General features: G+C 70.4%; 11 protein-coding genes. 4 read left to right on the forward strand and 7 right to left on the reverse strand.

Features of this window, described 5'->3' with window-relative positions:
- Nucleotides 1-3: 3 nt before the first annotated feature.
- From AB0L97_RS24760 to AB0L97_RS24775, 4 genes are read left to right on the forward strand one after another with little or no spacing between them, the layout of a single operon-like run.
- Nucleotides 4-1,377 (forward strand): ABC transporter substrate-binding protein, encoded by a 1,374-nt coding sequence (locus AB0L97_RS24760; protein WP_364433589.1) that lies wholly within the window; start codon nt 4-6, stop codon nt 1,375-1,377.
- The gene (locus AB0L97_RS24765; protein ID WP_364433592.1) at nt 1,374-2,231 is read left to right on the forward strand and encodes a metallophosphoesterase; all 858 of its coding nucleotides are present in this window, start codon (nt 1,374-1,376) and stop codon (nt 2,229-2,231) included. Before AB0L97_RS24760 ends, AB0L97_RS24765 begins: the two co-directional genes overlap by 4 nt.
- 4 nt (nt 2,232-2,235) lie before the next feature.
- Nucleotides 2,236-3,186, forward strand: a complete 951-nt coding sequence (locus AB0L97_RS24770) for a sugar ABC transporter permease (RefSeq protein ID WP_364433595.1) — start codon at nt 2,236-2,238, stop codon at nt 3,184-3,186.
- Nucleotides 3,176-3,988: a carbohydrate ABC transporter permease gene (locus AB0L97_RS24775; protein ID WP_364433598.1), complete on the forward strand. Its 813-nt coding sequence runs from the start codon at nt 3,176-3,178 to the stop codon at nt 3,986-3,988. The genes AB0L97_RS24770 and AB0L97_RS24775 overlap by 11 nt, the downstream gene beginning before the upstream one ends.
- A 112-nt stretch (nt 3,989-4,100) precedes the next feature.
- Here AB0L97_RS24775 and AB0L97_RS24780 read toward each other — a convergent pair whose 3' ends face one another.
- From AB0L97_RS24780 to AB0L97_RS24810, 7 genes are all read right to left on the reverse strand, one after another.
- Nucleotides 4,101-4,703: a hypothetical protein gene (locus AB0L97_RS24780; protein ID WP_355076442.1), complete on the reverse strand. Its 603-nt coding sequence runs from the start codon at nt 4,701-4,703 to the stop codon at nt 4,101-4,103.
- A 133-nt stretch (nt 4,704-4,836) separates the two neighbouring features.
- Complete coding sequence (locus AB0L97_RS24785; RefSeq protein ID WP_364433602.1) at nt 4,837-6,213, reverse strand: acetyl-CoA carboxylase biotin carboxylase subunit; 1,377 nt, start codon at nt 6,211-6,213, stop codon at nt 4,837-4,839.
- Entirely contained in the window at nt 6,210-6,728 is a 519-nt protein-coding gene (locus tag AB0L97_RS24790) for a biotin/lipoyl-containing protein (RefSeq protein WP_355076446.1), read from the reverse strand. The genes AB0L97_RS24785 and AB0L97_RS24790 overlap by 4 nt, the downstream gene beginning before the upstream one ends.
- Nucleotides 6,728-8,410, reverse strand: a complete 1,683-nt coding sequence (accA, locus tag AB0L97_RS24795) for an acetyl-CoA carboxylase carboxyl transferase subunit alpha (protein ID WP_364433606.1) — start codon at nt 8,408-8,410, stop codon at nt 6,728-6,730. The genes AB0L97_RS24790 and accA overlap by 1 nt, the downstream gene beginning before the upstream one ends.
- Nucleotides 8,407-9,975, reverse strand: coding sequence for a PfaD family polyunsaturated fatty acid/polyketide biosynthesis protein (locus tag AB0L97_RS24800; RefSeq protein ID WP_364433609.1), 1,569 nt, complete (start codon nt 9,973-9,975; stop codon nt 8,407-8,409). Before AB0L97_RS24800 ends, accA begins: the two co-directional genes overlap by 4 nt.
- Nucleotides 9,972-12,023, reverse strand: coding sequence for a beta-hydroxydecanoyl-ACP dehydratase (locus tag AB0L97_RS24805; RefSeq protein ID WP_364433612.1), 2,052 nt, complete (start codon nt 12,021-12,023; stop codon nt 9,972-9,974). The genes AB0L97_RS24800 and AB0L97_RS24805 overlap by 4 nt, the downstream gene beginning before the upstream one ends.
- A complete protein-coding gene (locus tag AB0L97_RS24810; RefSeq protein WP_364433615.1) occupies nt 12,020-18,580 on the reverse strand; it encodes an SDR family NAD(P)-dependent oxidoreductase in 6,561 nt (2,186 codons plus the stop codon). Before AB0L97_RS24810 ends, AB0L97_RS24805 begins: the two co-directional genes overlap by 4 nt.
- Between the last annotated feature and the right edge of the window lies 1 nt (nt 18,581).

An 18,581-nucleotide genomic window follows, 5' to 3' on the forward strand; every position in this document is an offset into this window, starting at 1 on the left:
ACCGTGAAACGCACCGCGCCCGTTCTGGGCCTGGTGTTCGCAACCACCGTCGCGCTCAGCGCTTGCGGCGGACTCGGGAGCACCACCACCGACTCGAACGCCGACAGCGCGCGGATCCCGGAACTGAAGCCGGACCAGCAGGTGTCGATCGTGTTCGAGTCCTACAACTACGGACTCGCCGGCGCCTGGACCGACACCTTCAACTCCTTGATCGCCGATTTCCGCAAGAAGTTCCCGAACATCACGGTGACCGCGCAGAAGCCGCAGGGCAACAGCCCGAACCCGGCCACGGACACCATCTCCAGCATCCAGAATCAGATGGTCGCGGGCTCGCCGCCGGACGTCGCCCAGCTCGGCTTCAGCGACCTGGACTTCACCATCCACCAGCTCGGCGCCAAGCCGCTGGACACGTTGGTCGGCAAGCAGGAAGTGCAGCACAACTTCGACGGGGCCCAGCACCCCTTCGCGCCGAAGGCCCGCACACTCGCCGACTGGGACGGTCACACCTACGGCGTGCCGTTCGTGTTCTCCACGCCCGTGCTGTATTACAACGCTTCGCTGTTCGCCGACGCCGGCCTGGATCCCGCGAAGCCGCCCGCCACCTGGCAGCAGGTCGCCGAGGCCGCGACGGCGATCACCGGGAAGACCGGCAAGGGCGGCATCTACGTCGACTGCCTGACCAAGACCGCCAAGGACTGGTGCTTCCAGTCGATGGTGCGTTCCAACGGCGGCCGGGTGATCTCCGAGGACCGCACCAAGCTCACCTTCGCCGACGCTCCCGCGGTCGAGGTCGCCGCGATGAGCAGGCAACTGGTCGACTCCGGTGGCATGCCGAAGCTCAATCAGAAACAGGGCTACGAAGCCTTCGCCCGCGGTGAGATCGGCATGATCCTGGAGACCAGCGCGATCCAGGGCACCTTCGTGACCGGCGCGAAGGACAAGTGGGACCTGCGCTCGGCGCCGATGCCCAGCTTCGCGGGCAAGCCGACCGTGCCGACGAATTCCGGCGCTTCGCTGCACATCCTGTCCAACGACCCGGCCAAGCAGCGCGCCGCGTGGGAGCTGATCAAGTTCCTCACCAGCGAATCCGCCTACACCAAGATCTCGCAGGGCATCGGCTACCTGCCGCTGCGCACCGGCCTCATGGACGACCCACAGGGGTTGCAGACCTGGTCGAAGGAGAATCCGCTGCTGGGGCCGAACGTCGCCCAGCTGGCGAACATGGAACCGTGGATCTCCATGCCCGGCACCAACTACCTGCAGATCCGCGACGGCATGATGGACGCCGTCGAGGCGATCGTGTTCCAGGGCAAGGACCCGCAGTCCACTCTCACCGCCGCCCGCGATCAGGGCGCCAAACTCCTGCCGACGTCATGAGCGAGGTGACGATCGTCCAGCTGACCGACACCCACATCCGGCCCGCCGGGGAACGGGTGCACGGGATGGTGGACACCTACGCCAATCTCACCCACGTGCTGCAGCAGTTGCGTGCCTCACGGCAGCGCATCGACGCGCTGGTGCTCTCGGGCGATCTGACCGACACTGGGTCGCCCGAGGCCTACCGGCGGCTGCGCGGCGCGGTCGAGCCGGTGGCCGAGGAACTCGGCGCGCAGACGGTGTACGTCATGGGCAATCACGACGAGCGCACCGCCTTCGCCAGCGAATTGCTCGGGGCCGACCCCGCCGCGCTGGACCCGGACACCACCCACGACCAGGTGGCCGACGTGGCGGGTCTGCGGGTGATCGCGCTGGACAGCACGACGCCGCGACGGCACGACGGACGGCTCGAGGAGCACCAGCTGGACTGGCTGGCCGAGCAACTGCGCGAACCGGCGGCGCGCGGCACGCTGCTGGTGCTGCACCACCCGCCGATCCCCTCGCCCGTCGCGGCCACCGAGTACCTGCGGCTGGAACGGCCGCAGCTGCTGGCCGAGGTGCTGGCCGGTTCGGATGTGCGGTTGATCGTCTGCGGGCACAACCATCTCACCGGAGCGGCGGCGCTGGCGGGCATTCCGGTCTGGATCGGTCCGGCGCTGGCTTACCGGATCGATACGATCGCACCGGCGGGACGTCATCGGGGACTGATCGGCTTCGGCTACAGCCGCATCGATCTGCTCGGTTCGACGATGGTCGCCACGGCGATCGAGGCGACGCCCGCCGAGACCCTCTACGACCGGCCCGAGCAGGACGTGCTCGATCAACTCGCCGCGCTGGCCGCGGAGGCCGGGTAACTCGATGTTCGTCGTCGAATCGCCGCTGCCTGCCACGGAAGCGGCCGAAACGGTCACCCCGTCGCATCGCCCCGCCCGGTTCCGCCGGGCGGGGCGGTTCGCCGTGCCGTACCTGTATCTGGCGCCCGCGCTGGCGTTGCTGGTCGTGTGGATCTACCGGCCGCTGGTCCAGGCGGTCGAGCTGTCCACGTATTCGTGGAACCTGCTGCCGACCTCACCGATGAAGCCGGTCGGCACCGGCAATTACGAACGGTTGCTGGATCTCCCGGCCTTCTGGGATTCGGTGGGCCGCACCGGGGTGCTGATCGTGGGCATACTGCCGTTCACGGTGCTGCTCCCGCTGCTCATCGCGCTGGCCAGCCGACGGGTGCACGGCCGGGCGCGGACGGTCTACCACGCGTTCGTCTTCGCGCCGTTCCTCGTCGCGCCGGTCGCGGCGGCGGCGGTGTGGCGCTGGCTGCTGCATCCCGGCAGCGGCTTCGTCGATCAGGTTCTGCGCTCGCATCGCAACTGGGTCTACGACGTGGACACCGCGCACGGGGTGATCATCCTGATCACCGGATGGCAGTTGCTCGGCTTCGCCGTCCTGGTGATCTGGGCCGGGCTGGCGGGTATCAGCGGTGACTACGACGAGGCCGCCCGGGTGGACGGGGCGAGCGCCCGGCAGATCCGACGGTGGATCACCCTGCCCCTGCTGTCGCCCACACTGCTGTTCCTGGTGCTGACCACGGTATTGCTCAGTCCCACATTGACTTTCCCGCTCATCGACTCGATGACGCAGGGCGGTCCGGCGCAAGCGACCACCAATATCTACTACCTGCTGTGGGACTACGCCTTCCACAGCTTCGACGCCGGACTCAGCGCCGCCGCCGGTGTGCTGCTGTTCGCCGGGTTCGGCGTGATCGCGGGCGTGCTGGTGTGGGTCTCGGAAAAGGTTTCTTTCCATGATGATTGACCGATTGCGCACCGCGGGCAGCCATCTGCTGCTGGCCGTCACCGCGGTGCTGTGCGCGTTCCCGATCTACTGGCTGTTCGCGACGTCGCTGCGGCGGCCGGAGGACGTCACCTCGCTGTCGCCGATCCCCTGGCCGATCTCGTTCGCCAACTATGCCGACGCGGCCGACAAAGTCGACGTGGTGGCCCTGATCGGCAATACCTTCTTCGTCGCGGCGCTCTCGGCGGCGGGGCAACTGCTCATCGCGCTGCTGGCCTCCTACGCGTTCGCGATGTACACCTTCCCGTTCCAGAAGGTGCTGTACCTGGCGTTCGTCGGCACCTGGCTGGTGCCGTTCCAGGTGACGATGCTGCCCAACTACGTCCTGCTGACCAAACTCGGGCTGATCAACTCCCTGGTCGGCGTGGTGCTGCCGACGTTGTGCTCGGCGCTCGCGGTGCTGCTGCTGCGCCAGCACATGGCGAGCTTCCCGAAGGAGCTGGTGGCGGCGGCGAAGATCGACGGCCGCTCCTCCTGGTCGATCCTGTGGACGGTGGTCGTGCCGAATCTGCGCCCCGCGCTGGCGGCCTTGGGAATCCTGCTTTTCATCAACGCGTGGAACGAGTACTTCTGGCCCGCGGTGGTGCTGCGCCAGTCCAACAGCGTGTTGCAGCTCGGTCTGCGCAGTTTCATGGGCACCGAGGGCGATCAGTGGGGTCCGATGATGGCGGTGGCCAGCCTCGCCTGCCTGCCGGTGCTGCTGATGTACCTACTGCTGCAACGGCACATCGTCAACGCGTTCGTGCGGTCGGGGTTGAAATAGATCGTCGACGGGGTTTTCGAGGTCGGATAACTTCGAGAACCCCGGTCGGCGATGCCGCCGTCGACCGGGTATTCCCATCATCCGGACGGGCACTGCTGGTGGTGGTCGCCGATCAACGCCGCGGCCGGGGAGTCGATGTGTTCGCGCCGAGCTGGCCGACGGCCATGACACCGCCTCCGATCGCGAAGATCGCGAACTCTGTCCCGGGTTCCGCGTTGTGCTGGAAGAGCGCCGACATGAAGAGCGCGAAACCGACGGCCGCGATCGCCCCGCCGATCCAGATGCACGCTTTCGCCCAAGCAGGGGCTCTCGAGAGGTCATCAGGACGGGGAACGTCGATGTTGGTGTTGGTGCTGATGTAGTCGCGCCCGACCACCTGGCCCCGGTTGTTCACCACGACCTGACCGCCCTGTTCGAGCTGCGCCACCACACTCGGCGCGTCCAGCTGATCCAGCCGAGCGCGTATTTCGGACAGTTCCCGGGCGAATTGCTCGTCGATCAGGGCTTCGCGCTCGATCGCAGTGGCGACGCGGCGGCGCGCCTGGATGCTGTCCGGGTTCTGGGAAAGGATCTCGACGGGCTGACGTCCGAGCCTCCGCGTCACTGTCGCGGTCAGGGCACTGAACGCCTCGTCCAGTTGGGTGTTCAGCCACCTTCCGCTCGCTCCCCCTACCGCTGCGGCCAAATAAGCGGCAATCGCCATTCCGTCGATCATGCTCGCCTCCTCCTGCGCCCACCGAGCAGCACAATGGTCTCATCGAACGAGCGGCCGTGTCTGTTTCTCACGCGACGGAGGCAAGGGCGCCGCCATCGGACGCGTGCCGTCACCGCGTCCGATGACGGCGGCTTCATGAGGCGACGCGCGACACCGTGGTGAGGGTCCCGATGAGGGCGGTGTCGTGATCCGCGGCGCGGAATCGGGGGTGATCGAGGATGTCGTGCAGGAATTCGGTCGTCGTGGCCACGCCCCTGCCATGGATTCTGGTCTCGGCCAGAGCCCGGCGCATCCGCGCGATGGCCGCGGGACGGTCGGGAGCCCACACGATGATCTTGGCGAGCAGCGAATCGTAGTGCGGCGGAATGGCATAGCCGGGGCCGACATGGGTGTCGATCCGGACGAACGGTCCGCCGGGTAGCGTGCATTCGGTGAGCGTGCCTGGGGCGGGCGCGAATTCGCGCTGCGGATCCTCGGCGTTGATCCGGCATTCGATGGACACACCGCGCGGCGTGGCGACGTCGGCGGACAACGCCAGCGGCAGCCCGGAGGCGATGCGCAACTGCTCGGCGACGAGGTCGATGCCGGTGACCATCTCGGTGACCGGATGCTCGACCTGTAGCCGGCAGTTGACCTCCATGAAGTAGAAATCGCCCCGCTGATCCAACAGGAATTCGAAGGTTCCCGCCCCGACGTAGCCGACGGCTTCGGCGCCGCGCACGGCCGCTGCCCCGATCCGGGCGACGAGTTCCTCGGACAGCCCCGGCGCGGGCGACTCCTCGACGAGTTTCTGGTGCCGCCGCTGCAAGGAGCAGTCGCGCGCGCCGAGATGCCGCACCGTGCCGTGCCGATCGGCCAGGATCTGGACTTCGATGTGCCGCGCCGAGTCGAGGTAGCGCTCCACGTACAGGCGGCCGTCGCCGAACACGGCGGTGGCGTTGGCGCGGGTCTCCTGCCAGGCCGCGGCGAAGTCCGCCGAGTCACGCACGACCCGCATCCCGCGGCCGCCGCCCCCCGCGACCGCTTTGATGATCACCGGGTAGCCGATGTCGTCGGCGAGGGTGTGCGCCTCGTCCACCGTGTCGAGCGGCTCACGGCTGCCCGGCAGCAGCGGCAGCCCCGCCGCGGCCATCAGTGACCGTGCCGTCGACTTGTCGCCGAGATCGGCCATGATCGCGGCGGGGGTGCCGACGAACACGAACCCCTCCGCCTCGCACACCTCGGCGAAATCCGGGTCTTCGGAGAGGAATCCGTATCCGGGGTGGATGGCGTCGGCGCCGGTGGCCCTGGCGGCCTCGATGATCGCGGGAATGTAGGAGTAGCTGCGCTTCGCGGGCCCGGGACCGATCCGGAACGCCTGGTCGGCGAGCCGGACGGCGGCCGAGTCGGCGTCGGCCGCGGAATACGCCGCGACGGTGGCGATCCCGAGTTCGGCGCAGGTGCGGATGACCCGCACGGCGATCTCGCCGCGATTGGCGACGAGCACCTTGCGGATCGGTCGCACGGTCATCGCACCACCTCGAGCACCAGCAGCGGCGCGCCGTGCTCGACCGCTTCCCCGTTCTCCACCAGGAATTCCGCCACCCGGCCCTCCCTGGTCGCGGTCACCGGGATCATCAGCTTCATCGCCTCGACGATGCCGACCTGCTGACCGGCCCGCACCGGGTCGCCCTCGGCGACGAACGGCGCCGCGCCGGGTTCGGGCGCGCGATAGAACACGCCGACGGTTTCCGCCGTCAGCGTGAAAGTATCCGCGTCCGAACGAGTGTCCTGCGGTGCGGACTCTGCGGGCGCCGCGGGGACCGGGGCGGCCGCCGTGGGTGCGACGGCGACCGGCCCACTGGTGCCGTTGTGCCCATCCCAGCTGATCCGCAGCACCAGCGGGCCGTTGGCGACGGTCACCGAGGTCGGCGCGGTCTCGGCCCGCACGGACAGCGCGTGCCGCGACAGCACGGTCAGCGCCTGGTCGGCGTCGACCGGATTCAGCGCGCGGCCCGCGGGCTCGGTGGTCACGGACTCGGTCATCACTTCTCCTGATCGTTCGTGGACAGTCCGAAGACACGGAAACGGTGGTGGCGCCGGTCGAGCAGTTGCGCCGCCTGGAGTCGCGCCAGATCGGACACGGCGTGACGCAGCGCCTGACGCAGGGCGACGGCGGCCGCGGCGGGATCGCGATGCGCGCCGCCCGGCGGCTCGGGCAGTACGCCGTCCGCGACGCCGAGTTCGAGCAAGGAGGTCGAGTCCACCCGCAAGGCGGCTGCGGCGCGGGGTGCGGCGGTAGCGTCCTTCCACAGGATGGAGGCGCACCCTTCCGGGCTGATCACCGAATAGACCGCGTTCTCGCAGACGATCACTCGATCGGCCACCGCCAGCGCGAGCGCTCCCCCGCTGCCGCCCTCGCCGGTGACCACGGTGACCACCGGCACGGGTAGCCCGGCGAGCAGTTTGAGCGATTCCGCGATGGCGACGGCCTGCCCCTGTTCCTCGGCGGTCACACCGGGGTAGGCGCCTGCGGTGTCGACCAGGGTGATCACCGGAATGCCCAGCTTGGCGGCCAGGCGCAGCACGCGGGCCGACTTCCGGTATCCGGCCGGGGTGGGCATGCCGTAATTGCGCTGCGCCAATTCGGTTGCGGTGTGACCCTTTTGGGTGCCGATAACCACGACCGGCGCGCCGTCGAGGCGGGCCAGCGCGGTGATCATGGCCGGGCAGTCGGCCGACAAACGGTCGCCGTGTAGCTCCACGAATTCGTCGAACGACGCGGCCAAGTAGTCCAGCGTGGTCGGCCTGGCGAGTTCGCGCGCGGCGCGCACACTCTGCCAGGCGTCGCGCGGGGCGAGTTGGGTCGCGTCGGCGCGGACCGGATTCTCGTCGTCGGCGAACTCGACGGGACGCGAGCTGTCGGCGGCCAGCGCGAGCAGGCGCGCCAGCCGGTCCCGCAGGGCCGAGCGGTGGCAGATCATGTCCACCACACCGTGTTCGAGCAGGAATTCCGCGGTCTGGAAGCCCGCGGGCAGCGTCTCGCCGATGGTCTGCTGGATCACCCGCGGTCCGGCGAAGCCGAGACGCGCGCCGGGTTCGGCGATGATGATGTCGGTGGACGTGGCGTAGGAGGCCGCCACGCCGCCGTAGGTGGGATCGGTGATCACCGAGATGGTCAGCACGCCCTCGTCGTCGAGTTCGCGCAGCGCCTGGCTGGTCTTGGCCATCTGCATCAACGCGAGGATGCCCTCCTGCATGCGGGCGCCGCCGGACGCGGTGACCAGCACCAGCGGCACCCGCGCCGCGAGCGCGGTCTCGGCAGCGCCGGTGACCGCTTCGCCGACGGCCGCGCCGAGACTGCCGCCGAGGAAGCGGAAGTCCATGACCGCCAGCACCAGCGGTGCGCCGCCGATCGTGCCGCGCACGCAACGGATGGCGTCGGGCAGCCCGGTGCGACGGCTCGCCTCGGCATGCCGCTCGGGATAGGGCCGGGAGTCGGTGAAGCCGAGCGGATCGACCGCGGTGGCGGACGGCTGGATGTGCCGCGCCGATCCCGGGTCGAGCAGCGCCTCGGTGCGCTGGTCCGCGGTCAGCATGCCGTGCCCGTCGCAATCCGGGCAGACCCGGCCCGCGCGCTCGTAGCGTTTGGCGTAGAGCATGGCGGCGCAGGACGGGCACACCATCCAGGAGGTCCGGGTGTCCGGACCCGTCTCCAGTGTGGTCATCGTTCCTCCCTCGGTCGGGGTACGAAGCGGGCGCAGTCGGCGGGTAGCCGCACGCCCGCGGTGCGCAGCTGGGCGACGCGGGTGAGGTAGGCCGCGCCCAGCATCATCTGGTCGGCGATGTCGGCGACGTGCCGGTTGCGCAGCGCCGCCAGATAACTTCCGGCCGCCCAGTTGTTGAACCCGCCCATCGCGGGCCCGCACCAGATCTGGTAATCGGCGACGCGACCGGCCTCGCCGCGAATGCTCCACCCCGACGACAGCCCCAGATACCACCGGAACACCAGCGCCATCTTGCGTTTCGGGTCCGCGTCCGCGCCGGCCAGCTGGGCCGGATCGCGTTCGGTGAAGTAGCTGACGCAGTCCTCCCACACGGCGTCGAGGGGCCGCTGGAACAGCGTGGCCTCGAGCTCGCGGCGCAGCTCGGCCGGGAACGCGTCGATGCCGTCATAGGCGCGGTAGGTGTCGTAGAGCCGCTGCGCGCGGGTGGCGAACATGGTGCCGCGACGCAGCACCTGCACCTGGACGCCGAGCTCGAACATGTCCGAGGACGGCGCCATGGCGCAGTCGGCGAAATCCGCCTGAGTGAGCAGCTGTTTGGCGGTGTCGCACTGGGCGGCTTCCACGGTGGCCTGATTCACCGAACCGGTCACCACGTAAGCGGCGCCCAGCGCGAAGGCGGCGGCCGCGGCTGCGGGGGTGCCGATGCCGCCCGCCGCGCCGACACGAACGGCCGCGGCGGCGGGCACGGTGCGGGCCAGTCGATCCCGTGCCGCGATGAGCTCGGGCAGCAGTACCAGCAGTGGTCTGCGGTCGGTGTGACCGCCGGAGTCGGCTTCGGCCGTGATGTCGTCGGCCATCGGCACCTGTTCGGCGAGCCGCGCCTGCTCGGGCGTCAGGTCACCGGCTTCGACCAGTGCGCGCAGCAGCCGTGCGGGAGCCGGACGCAGGAACGGCTCGGCCACCTCCACCCGGGAGACCTTCGCGATCAGGCGGTGGCGCACCTCGACGCGTCCTCGCCGGTCGACGCCCAGCCCCGCCGCCCGGTAGCGCACGACCTCACCGGTGAGGCCCATGAACGCCGACGCCTCCACGCAGCGAACCTGGTGCCGCAGGCAGGCGTCGACGATCGCGCGCTCCAAGGCGGGCTCGGCGGGGCTGTGGATGAGATTGCACGCGAACGGTTTTCCGACCAGCGTGCGGCTCAGCTCGGCCAGTGCCGCGTCCACCGCGGCGGGTGGAACGCCCGCCGCGCCGTAGGAGGCGAGGTATCCCGCCCGCGCCATCGCCGAAACCAGAGCGGGCGAGGCGATGCCGTTCGCCATCGCGCCTGCCGCGTAGGCCGCTCGCACGCCGTGGGCGGCGGCGAATCGCCGATCACCGAGCTGCTCGGGCGGCAGCGGAGCCACCGCCGCGAGCACCTCCGCGTGTGCCGCGGTGCGCTCGTCGGACGTCGCGCCCACCCGGCCGTCGTGGCGCACGATCCAGCACGGGCGCGTCAGGTCGGACAGGACGGCGGTGATGCCGTCGGCGGTGTCGGCGAGAATACCGGCCCGGGACGTGGTCATGAGCGCTCCTCCCGCTCGACGAGTTCGACCGCGAGATCGGTCAGCTCGTAGATGCGCAGCCCCGGCTTCCACAGCGAACCGTCGGCGACGACGGTGACGCCGCGCGGGCCGCGGTGGATCTCCTTGATGTGGGCCTCGAGTTCTACGGTGCCGTCGGTGGGCAGGAACTGCCCGCGGTAGCGCCAGCTGAACGTCCGGCCTGCGGGGATGCGGAAGACCGGATCGCCGAGCGTGTCGGCGAATCCGGCGTCGATCATCCACTCTTGGATCGCGTGGATCACCGATTCCACACCGAGCGAGCCAGGGATCACCGGGTCGAGGTGGAAGTGCCGGGCGAAATACCAGTCGGACGGATCGATCTCGCGCAGCGAATGCAGATATCCGGAGTCGTAGCTGCCGCCGCCGTCGACCACCTCGACCCGGTCGATCAGCGCCAGGGTGCGCCTCGAGCACAGGCGGGCGGCCGGGTTCGCGCGGCGGGCGGCGACATCGATGGTGCGCACCCGTGCGCCTGGGTGCTCCGCCAGCCAGCTCGGCGCGGGGCGTCCCGCGTCGAGTCCGGTCTGGTTGGCCAAGGCCTCGTCGCTGAAGTAGCCGAACATGGTCTCGCCGGTGTAGAACGGCTCGCCGTCCACGCTGAGCGTGTAGTCGAAGGTTTGCAGCGACGAACCGGGCAGGATGGTGGTGGACAGCAGCCGAGAGGACTGGCGGATCGTCTTGTCCCGCAAATCGAGCTGCCGCAGCACGGTGGCGGTGCCGCCCAGGTTGCGCAGGCTCAGGGTGGTGCCGGGCTGGGTGAGCGTGGGACCCGCGTAATAGCCCATCAGCAGCGCCGCCTGCAACGAGGTCTCCATGTAGACGAAGTGCGGCATGGAGTCGTTCGCGGTGTCGCCGTAGTACCAGGAGTCGGCGGGTGAGTCGTATTCGGTGGTGTAGGACGCGCCGTCCAGGTTCCCGCGCTTGCCGTCGAAGTCGAGCACCCGGTCGACCAGCAGCAGGCCGCCGGTCGGCAGACGGGTCGCCCGCACCCCGGTGTACTCCGCGAATTCCGGTCCCATGGCGATCCCTTGGTCACCCCGGGCGAGGTGGTCCATGTGGAACTCGTTGAGCAGCAGGCTTTCCGAGACCTGGCCGGGGCCGACCCCGCTGCCCGGACGCTCCACCACCGTGACCGTGACGTCGAGCGCGCCTTCCGCGCCCGCGACGCGGACGGCGCCGGTGACGTACGGCCGGGGCACCAAGTCGAGCGCGGTCACCGTCAGCGTGATCGTGCCGGACGCGGCACCCGCGACCGTACCCGCGCGTTCGGCGACCAGGGAGCTGCCCGACAGCACCAGCGGCAGGCCGAGATACAGCGCGAACACCTCCGCGACCTGCGTCGCCGCCGCGTGCGGGTCGCCCTCGAATCGTGCTTCGACGCTGCCCTTGCCGGAGCCGCCGTACAACTCGATGCGGGTCACCTCGGTGAGCGCGAGCCGGGTCGAACCGCCCAGCCGGACCGCCGCCACAGTGCCGGGGCGCCGGTACGCGGAGCCGAAGACGCTCAGCTCACCTTCGGCGAGACGGAGCAGGTCCGCTCGATCCAGGCGCGTGCGGTCGGTCCGAGCAGGCGGCTTGAAGGCGGACTCGGCGGCGGTGAATTCGCGCCGGACGCCGGACGCCTCCAGTCCTTCGTGGACGTGACCGGCCGCCTCGGCCGTGACCGACGAACGGCGCAGCGCTCGCTGCCACACCGCCCGCTGCATGGCCAGCTGCGCGCTCAACGCCGCCCGATGCGCGGCGACGACGCCGGTGCGGATTTCGGCGAGCGGACCGGCCGCACGCGAGGCGGAGCCGTCGGCATGCGCCGCCCGCGCCTCGGGTTGTGTTCCGGTGACCGCGAGACCGGCGGCCGGGGCCGTCTCCGCGTACCCGGCGAACGGGCTCGCCGGCGTGACCGTGTCGTCGGAGCCCGGCCGAAGCGTCGGCGCCTCGTCGACGCCCTCCCCCGTTTCCGCGAGCGCCGTCACCGGATCGAACGGAATCCCGTCGAATTCCAGGGTTGTCATGCCATCCACCGCCTCACCGAGGTCTGGAACTTCTCCGTCAGATCGGGTGTCGTCACCACGGTGACGTCCGAGAAACGTTGCAGTACAGTGCCGTCCGCCGTTGTGGCGGTGGCGTCGATCCGGGCGTCGACACGACCGGGGCGCGGGTTGTCCACGGTGAGCACGAACGGCTCGCCCGCGGGCAGTGGCCGGAAGTAGTCGATCCGCTTGGCGCCGAGCGGCAGACAGGCGCTGCCGAGCAGCCGGTGGCCCAGCACGGGCGGCCCCTGCAGGATCAGGTCGGCCAGGACCGGGTCGTGCAGCCGCCCGGCGTAGGCGCCGCCCGCCACGGTGGCGGGGGGCAGTTCGCAGTCGAAGACGATCGCGTCGTCCGAGACCGCCCGGACCCGGCGCAGTCCCTGCAACGCGGGCGCGTGGAACTGGACGGCGTCGCGGTAGATGGTCGCCTCGCCGACAGAACCACCCGGCACCGGCTTGCACGGTGGCCGATCCGGCGTTTCGGCGAGCACGAGGGTTGCGCGGAAGTGGACGGCATTCTCGCCGCGCACCGTCGCCCGCACAGTGGACGCGCCCTCTTCCGGCGCGATTTCCAGTTCCAACTCGTCGAGCGGCCGTTCGAAGACGATGCCTTTGAGCACTTCGAAGTCCCGGACGCCGACCACCGTGCGGCCCGGCAGGCCGCGTTCGGCGAAGTTGATCATCGCGCCGAGCCCGAAGGTCGCGGGCAGCACGATGTGCTCACCGATCCGGTGCGCCGCGATGATCGGGTCCGCGGTGATCCCGGTGATCGTCCGCCGCGCTCGGACTGTGCCGGTGGCGGACGTGGTGTCCGACAACGACTTCGCGGGTCCGATGAGCACGACCGTGTCCGCGGAGCGCGCCTCGGTGAACTGCTCGGTGAACGCCGCCGCGCCCACCTGCGGGTCGAGCAATTCGACACCGCGCGTCCGGAAGTGTTCCCGCAAGGCGGGAGTCACCATGCCGCCGTCCCACGCACCCCAGTCGATCGCGGTGACATGGCAATTCGGCCGTTGCGCCCGCAGGCTCACCGCGAATCGGGAGAGCGCCTCGTTCGCTGCCGCGTAATCGGCCTGACCGGCATTGCCGAACAGCCCGGCCACGGAGGTGAACAGCACCAGATGACGCAGTTCGCCGAGCGCGCCGAGCACCGACGCCAGTCCGGCGATCTTGGGATCGAGCACGCGCGCGACCGATTCGGCGGTCTTGTCCGTGATCACGGAGTCGGCCAGCACTCCCGCTCCGTGCACGACGCCGGTGATCGAGTCCCGCCACGGTGCGAGCGCGGCGGCGACCGCCTGCTCGTCCGTGGCGTCGACCGCGAGGTACTCGGCGCGGGAGCCGAGGGCGGTCAGCGTCTCCCGGATCTCGCGTGTTGCGCGGATTCCGGACACGGCACGCTCGATATCGCGCGGCTTCGCGCCGGAACCGGCCAGCGCGCGTACCGCGGCGGCCTTCAGATCGGCATCGGAAACCCTTGCCGCCCAATCCGGTTCGGCGGCCGGTTCGGAGCGCCCGAGCAGCACGAAGCGCGCCTCGCTGCGCGCGGCCAGCGCCAGCACGCAGGTCGCCGTGACGCCGCGCGCGCCGCCGGTGACCAACAGGACGTCCTCGGCGGTGAGCACGGTGGCATCCTGCTCCGTGCCCGCTCGCACCGGGAGAACGGTGCGCGCGGGCGCGTGCCCGCTCGGCACCGGAGTCCATCGCCGCGCCGCCGCATCGATGCCGACCTCGAGCGTGTCGCGAGCCGGATCGAACAGCTCGGCGGTGACGAACTCGGCCAGTTGCCGTGCGGAGCAGGCCGGGTCGACGTCGAGCGCCCGGCAGAACAGCTGCGACTGTTCGGCGGCCAGGGTTTTCACCACACCGCCGATCCCGCCGAGCAGCGCGTGTTCGGGCTGCTCGGTGCCGTGGAAACCGAGTGCGCCGTCCAGCCGCGTCACCGTCACGAAGGCCGCTCGGTCCGATCCGCCGCGCAGCAGCGGCACAGTACGGCCGGCCAGGAGGATGCCGTCGGTCAGGCGGCGTTGCGCCGATGCCCAGTCGGCGGTGCCGCCCAGCAGGACGAGGCAGAGGTCGAGCGGCTCGCCGTCCAACCCGTGTGCCGAATCCATCTGTCGCACAGTCCAACCGAGCCCGCTCAACGCTGCCGCGAGCGCGTCCGATCCCGAGTCCGCTTCGCCGGTCAGGTCGACGAGCACCGCCCGCGCCCCGTCCCGGTAGGGCGCCACCGCCCGATCCGGCGCGGGCAGCGCGACCAGTTCGACGGCGTGCCGCGACGTTCCCGCCGCGGCCTCAGCTTTTGGGTGGACATCACCTCCCGCCGTCCCGGCGAGTTCCACCACGATTTGATCCAGCGTGCGGAGTGTGCCCAACTGCTCCGGGCCCAGACTCGGTAGATTCGGAAACCGTTCTTGCAACGCGCCGATCACCTGCACTCGTTTGATCGAGTCCACACCCAGGTCGGCTTCCAGATCCATCGACGGATCCACCATCTCCACCGGATAACCGGTCTTCTCCGCGACCACCTCGCGCAGCGCGCGCCGCAACGCGTCGTCCGTCACCTCAGCGTCGGCCGGGGCGACCGCGCTGTTCGCCGACGATCCGGCGTCCTGCGCGCCGAGCAGCTCGGCGATCTGATCCAGCGTGCGAAGCGTGCCCAACTGCTCCGGACCCAGACTCGGCAACTGCGGAAAGCGTTCCTGCAGAGCGCCGATCACCTGCACCCGCTTGATCGAGTCCACACCCAGATCGGCTTCCAGATCCATCGACGGATCCACCATCTCCACCGGATAACCGGTCTTCTCCGCGACCACCTCACGCAGCGCGCGCCGCAACGCCGCACCCGAGACCTGGTCGTCGGTGACCACGTGAGCGGTGCCGTTCGACGTCGCTGACGGCGCGGCCGGGGTCGGCGCGCCGGTGGCTCCGAGCAGCTCGGCGATCTGGTCCAGCGTTCGCACCGTGCCCAATTGCTCGGGGCCGAGGTTCGGCAGTTGCGGGAAGCGTTCCTGCAGAGCGCCGATCACCTGCACCCGCTTGATCGAGTCCACACCCAGGTCGGCTTCCAGATCCATCGACGGATCCACCATCTCCACCGGATAACCGGTCTTCTCCGCGACCACCTCACGCAGCGCGCTGCGCAACGCGTCGCCGGTCACCTGGTCGGCGGGAGCAGCGTGCCCGTTCGTCGCCGGAGCGGGCGCCACGCCGGGTTCCGGGGCGGAAGCGCGGTGTTCGTCCACGACCATGGCGGTGGCCAGCGGCCGTCGTACCGGCGCGGGCTCGATCGCCGCGCGCGGGGCGGGCGCGGGGCGCGTGACCTGCGTCGATGACCGTGACACCGGCGCGAAGCCGCTCTCCAGCTCGACCAGCTGGGCGAGCACCTCGCTGGCCCGCGCGTGGCTGTGGCTGATCGCGACACCGTGTTCCTTGACCGCTTCGATGGCGCGGACGGTGGCGGCGTCGAGCCTGCCGTCGCCGAGCGCGCCGGCCAGATCGCGGGCCATGTCCAGCTGGCCGTCCAGGAACTGGCGGTGCGTGTGCAGGTGCTGGACGAGCGCGCTCTCCAGCGCGTCCGAACCGGTGCCGGCGGGCTGCGGTGTGGGGTACACGGGTGTCTCCGTTGCTGCGGTGGAAGCGGTGGGCACGGCCCGCTGCTCGGCGGGCTGGTGATCGACCACGCTGTCGACCGGAGCGGGAGCCGCCGCGAGCACGCTGAGCCGGTATTCGGCGTCGAGCGCGGCGGCGTAGGACTTGCGCCGGGTGTCGGGCACGTATTCCGGCGCCGACATCGTCACCGTCATGGCGCGACCGGTGACCGCCTCCTCCGGCTCCGGCGCGGTGTGGCGGTTGATGCCGTGCAGGCCGAACCCGAGCACGGCCAGGCGCACCGCCGCGCGGGTCAGCGCGAGATCGCTGTTGCCGATCGGGCCGGAGTCGGTCGCGATGACGACCACGTCGTCGCCGAGGGTGCGCCGCACCAGCGAGGTCAGCACCTGCTTCGGCCCGAACTCCACGAACACGGTGCAGCCCGCGTCGCGCATCGCGGTGAGCGCGGCCACGAATTCGACCGGCTTGCCGAGCTGTTCGGTCAGCACGGCCCGGTTGGCCGCCACGTCGTCGCCGTAGCGGGCGTCCGGCGTGTTGGCGAAGACCGGAGCGTCCGGCGCGCCGATGTGCACCTCGGTGATCGCGGCGCCGAACGCCGTAGTGGCGTGAGCGACATAGGGCGTGTGGAACGCACCGGACACCGGCAACGAACGGGTCGCCACGCCACGCTCACCGCAGCGCGCGACGACGGCCGCGATCCCCTCCGCACCGCCGCCGACCACGACCTGGTCGGGCGCGTTGTGATTGCAGATCCAGACGTCCTCGACACCGTCGAGCAGTTCCTCGGCGGTCTGCCGGGACGCACCGAGCGCCACCATGGTGCCCGCCTCGACACCCGGCTCAGGCGTCATGGCCACGCCGCGAGCGCGAGCCAGCGCGAAGAAATCGGCCGTGCTGAGCGCACCCGCGGCCCACAGCGCGGTCAGCTCACCGAAGCTGTGCCCGAGGTACCCGTCGGCGTGGAAGCCGTAGTCCGACAGCGCCGTGAACTGCCCTGCGGACAGCGCGCCGATCGCGGGCTGCGCGAATTCCGTTCGGCGCAAGACGCTTTCCTGCTCCGCCGCCACGTCGTCATCGAACGCGGGCGGCGGGAAGACCACCGACGACAACCGCACCGGCGCGCCCGCGAACGCCTCGTTGGCCGCGTCGAACGCCGCGCCGACCGCGGGATTGTTCACCGCCGCGTCCAGCCCCATGTCGACGTACTGGCTGCCCTGCCCGGCGAACAGCGCGCCCGCCTTGCGATCCGGCAGTGCGGCGGCGCGGAAGTACACGCCCTCGGGGTGCTCCCAGTCGGCGGCGTCGGGGTTGCGGACCAGTTCGTCCACCGCGAGCGAACGCAGATGCGCGGCGTTCTCCTCGTCCACCGAGACGAACCCGATGCGCGCGTGATCCTCCGGGATCTCGCCCCCGTCGGACGGCGCGACGCTGCGCACCGCATCGATCAGTCCGGACACGTCGGGCGCGTGCCACAGGTGCGCGCGGGCGGTGCGGTGCAGCACCGGGTGCGCGGCGCGGTCGGCGTCCGCCTCCTCGAGCACGACGTGGAAGTTGGTGCCGCCGAAGCCGAATGCCGAAGCAGCCGCGCGGCGCACCGGGCGCTGCGGGTCACGGATCCACGGACGCGTGCGGGTGTTCACGTAGTACGGCGCGTCGACGGCGGCGATCTCGGCGTTGGGCGCCGAGACGTTGATGGTGCCGGGCAGCACCTTCTGGTGCAGCGCCAGCGCCAGTTTCATCACGCTGGCGGTGCCCGCGGCGCCCTTGGTGTGCCCGATCTGCGACTTCACGCTGCCGAGGGCGGCGAAGGCCCGCTCCGGCGTCGCGTCGGTCAGCAGCTCCTTCAGCGCGGTGAGCTCGGTCTTGTCGCCGACGGGCGTGCCGGTGGCGTGCGCTTCGATGAGCGCGACATCGGCGGGCGAGATCTCGGCGTCGGCGTAGGCCCGGTCCAGCGCGACGCGCTGGCCGCCCGCGCGCGGGGCGTAGATGCTCTTGGCGCGGCCGTCGCTGGAGGAGCCGAGTCCGCGGATGACGGCGTAGATCCGGTTGCCGTCGCGGCGCGCGTCCTCCAGTCTGCGCAGCGCGAGCATGGTGATGCCCTCGCCGAGCAGCGTGCCGTTGGCGTCGGCGGAGAAGGGACTGATCTGCCCGCTGGACGACAGCGCCCCGACCTTGCTGAAGCACAGGTAGATGAAGATGGTGTTCTCGGTGTCCACGCCGCCGGTGATCATCATGTCCGCGCGGCCGTCCTGCAGTTCGGCGATGGCGGTGCGCAAGGCGGCCAGCGAGGCCGCGCACGCCGCGTCCACGGTGCAGTTGATGCCGCCGAGACCGAGCCGGTTGGCCACCCGGCCCGCGGTGATGTTGGCCAGCAGGCCGGGGAACGAATTCGCCTCCCACGGCGCGAAAGCCGCGACGAACCGATCGGCGATGGCGTCGGCGTCCGCGTCGGACAGACCGACCGAGCGCGCCGCCTCCTTCAGCACCGGCGTGGACAGCCGCGCGGCCAGCGGGTGCATCAGCGGCACCGGGCCGGTGGTGCCGAGGACCACGCCGGTGCGGCCGGCGTCGTACCAGGCGGAGTCCACCGCGCCCGCGTCGCGCAGCAGGTCACGCGCGACGCCGAGGCTGAGCGTCTGCATCGTGCTGGTCACTTCGAGTTGGTTGGGCGGCAGCCCGAATTCCAACGGGTCGAACTCGATGTCGGGCAGGAACGCGCCCCGGCGCGAGTAGGTCTTGTCCGGCGTCGCGGGGTCGGGATCGAAGTAGTCGTCGAGGCTCCAGCGCGACCCGGGGACCTCGGTGGTGCAGTCGACGCCGTCGACGATGTTCTGCCAGTACTCTCGATGATTGTGGGCGTTGGGCAGCAGCCCGGACATCCCGACGATGGCGATCGGGTTGCGCGCCAGGCGTCTGTCGTCTGTCACG

Source organism: Nocardia sp. NPDC051911 (genome assembly GCF_040681035.1).
Taxonomy (GTDB): domain Bacteria; phylum Actinomycetota; class Actinomycetes; order Mycobacteriales; family Mycobacteriaceae; genus Nocardia; species Nocardia sichangensis.

Bases quoted from the DNA above. Each gene is read 5' to 3' on its own strand.
- AB0L97_RS24765 (WP_364433592.1), top strand. From the start codon at position 1,374: ATGAGCGAGGTGACGATCGTCCAGCTGACCGACACCCACATCCGGCCC.
- AB0L97_RS24770 (WP_364433595.1), top strand. From the start codon at position 2,236: ATGTTCGTCGTCGAATCGCCGCTGCCTGCCACGGAAGCGGCCGAAACG.
- AB0L97_RS24775 (WP_364433598.1), top strand. From the start codon at position 3,176: ATGATGATTGACCGATTGCGCACCGCGGGCAGCCATCTGCTGCTGGCC.
- AB0L97_RS24780 (WP_355076442.1), bottom strand. From the start codon at position 4,703: ATGATCGACGGAATGGCGATTGCCGCTTATTTGGCCGCAGCGGTAGGG.
- AB0L97_RS24785 (WP_364433602.1), bottom strand. From the start codon at position 6,213: ATGACCGTGCGACCGATCCGCAAGGTGCTCGTCGCCAATCGCGGCGAG.
- AB0L97_RS24790 (WP_355076446.1), bottom strand. From the start codon at position 6,728: ATGACCGAGTCCGTGACCACCGAGCCCGCGGGCCGCGCGCTGAATCCG.
- accA (WP_364433606.1), bottom strand. From the start codon at position 8,410: ATGACCACACTGGAGACGGGTCCGGACACCCGGACCTCCTGGATGGTG.
- AB0L97_RS24800 (WP_364433609.1), bottom strand. From the start codon at position 9,975: ATGACCACGTCCCGGGCCGGTATTCTCGCCGACACCGCCGACGGCATC.
- AB0L97_RS24805 (WP_364433612.1), bottom strand. From the start codon at position 12,023: ATGACAACCCTGGAATTCGACGGGATTCCGTTCGATCCGGTGACGGCG.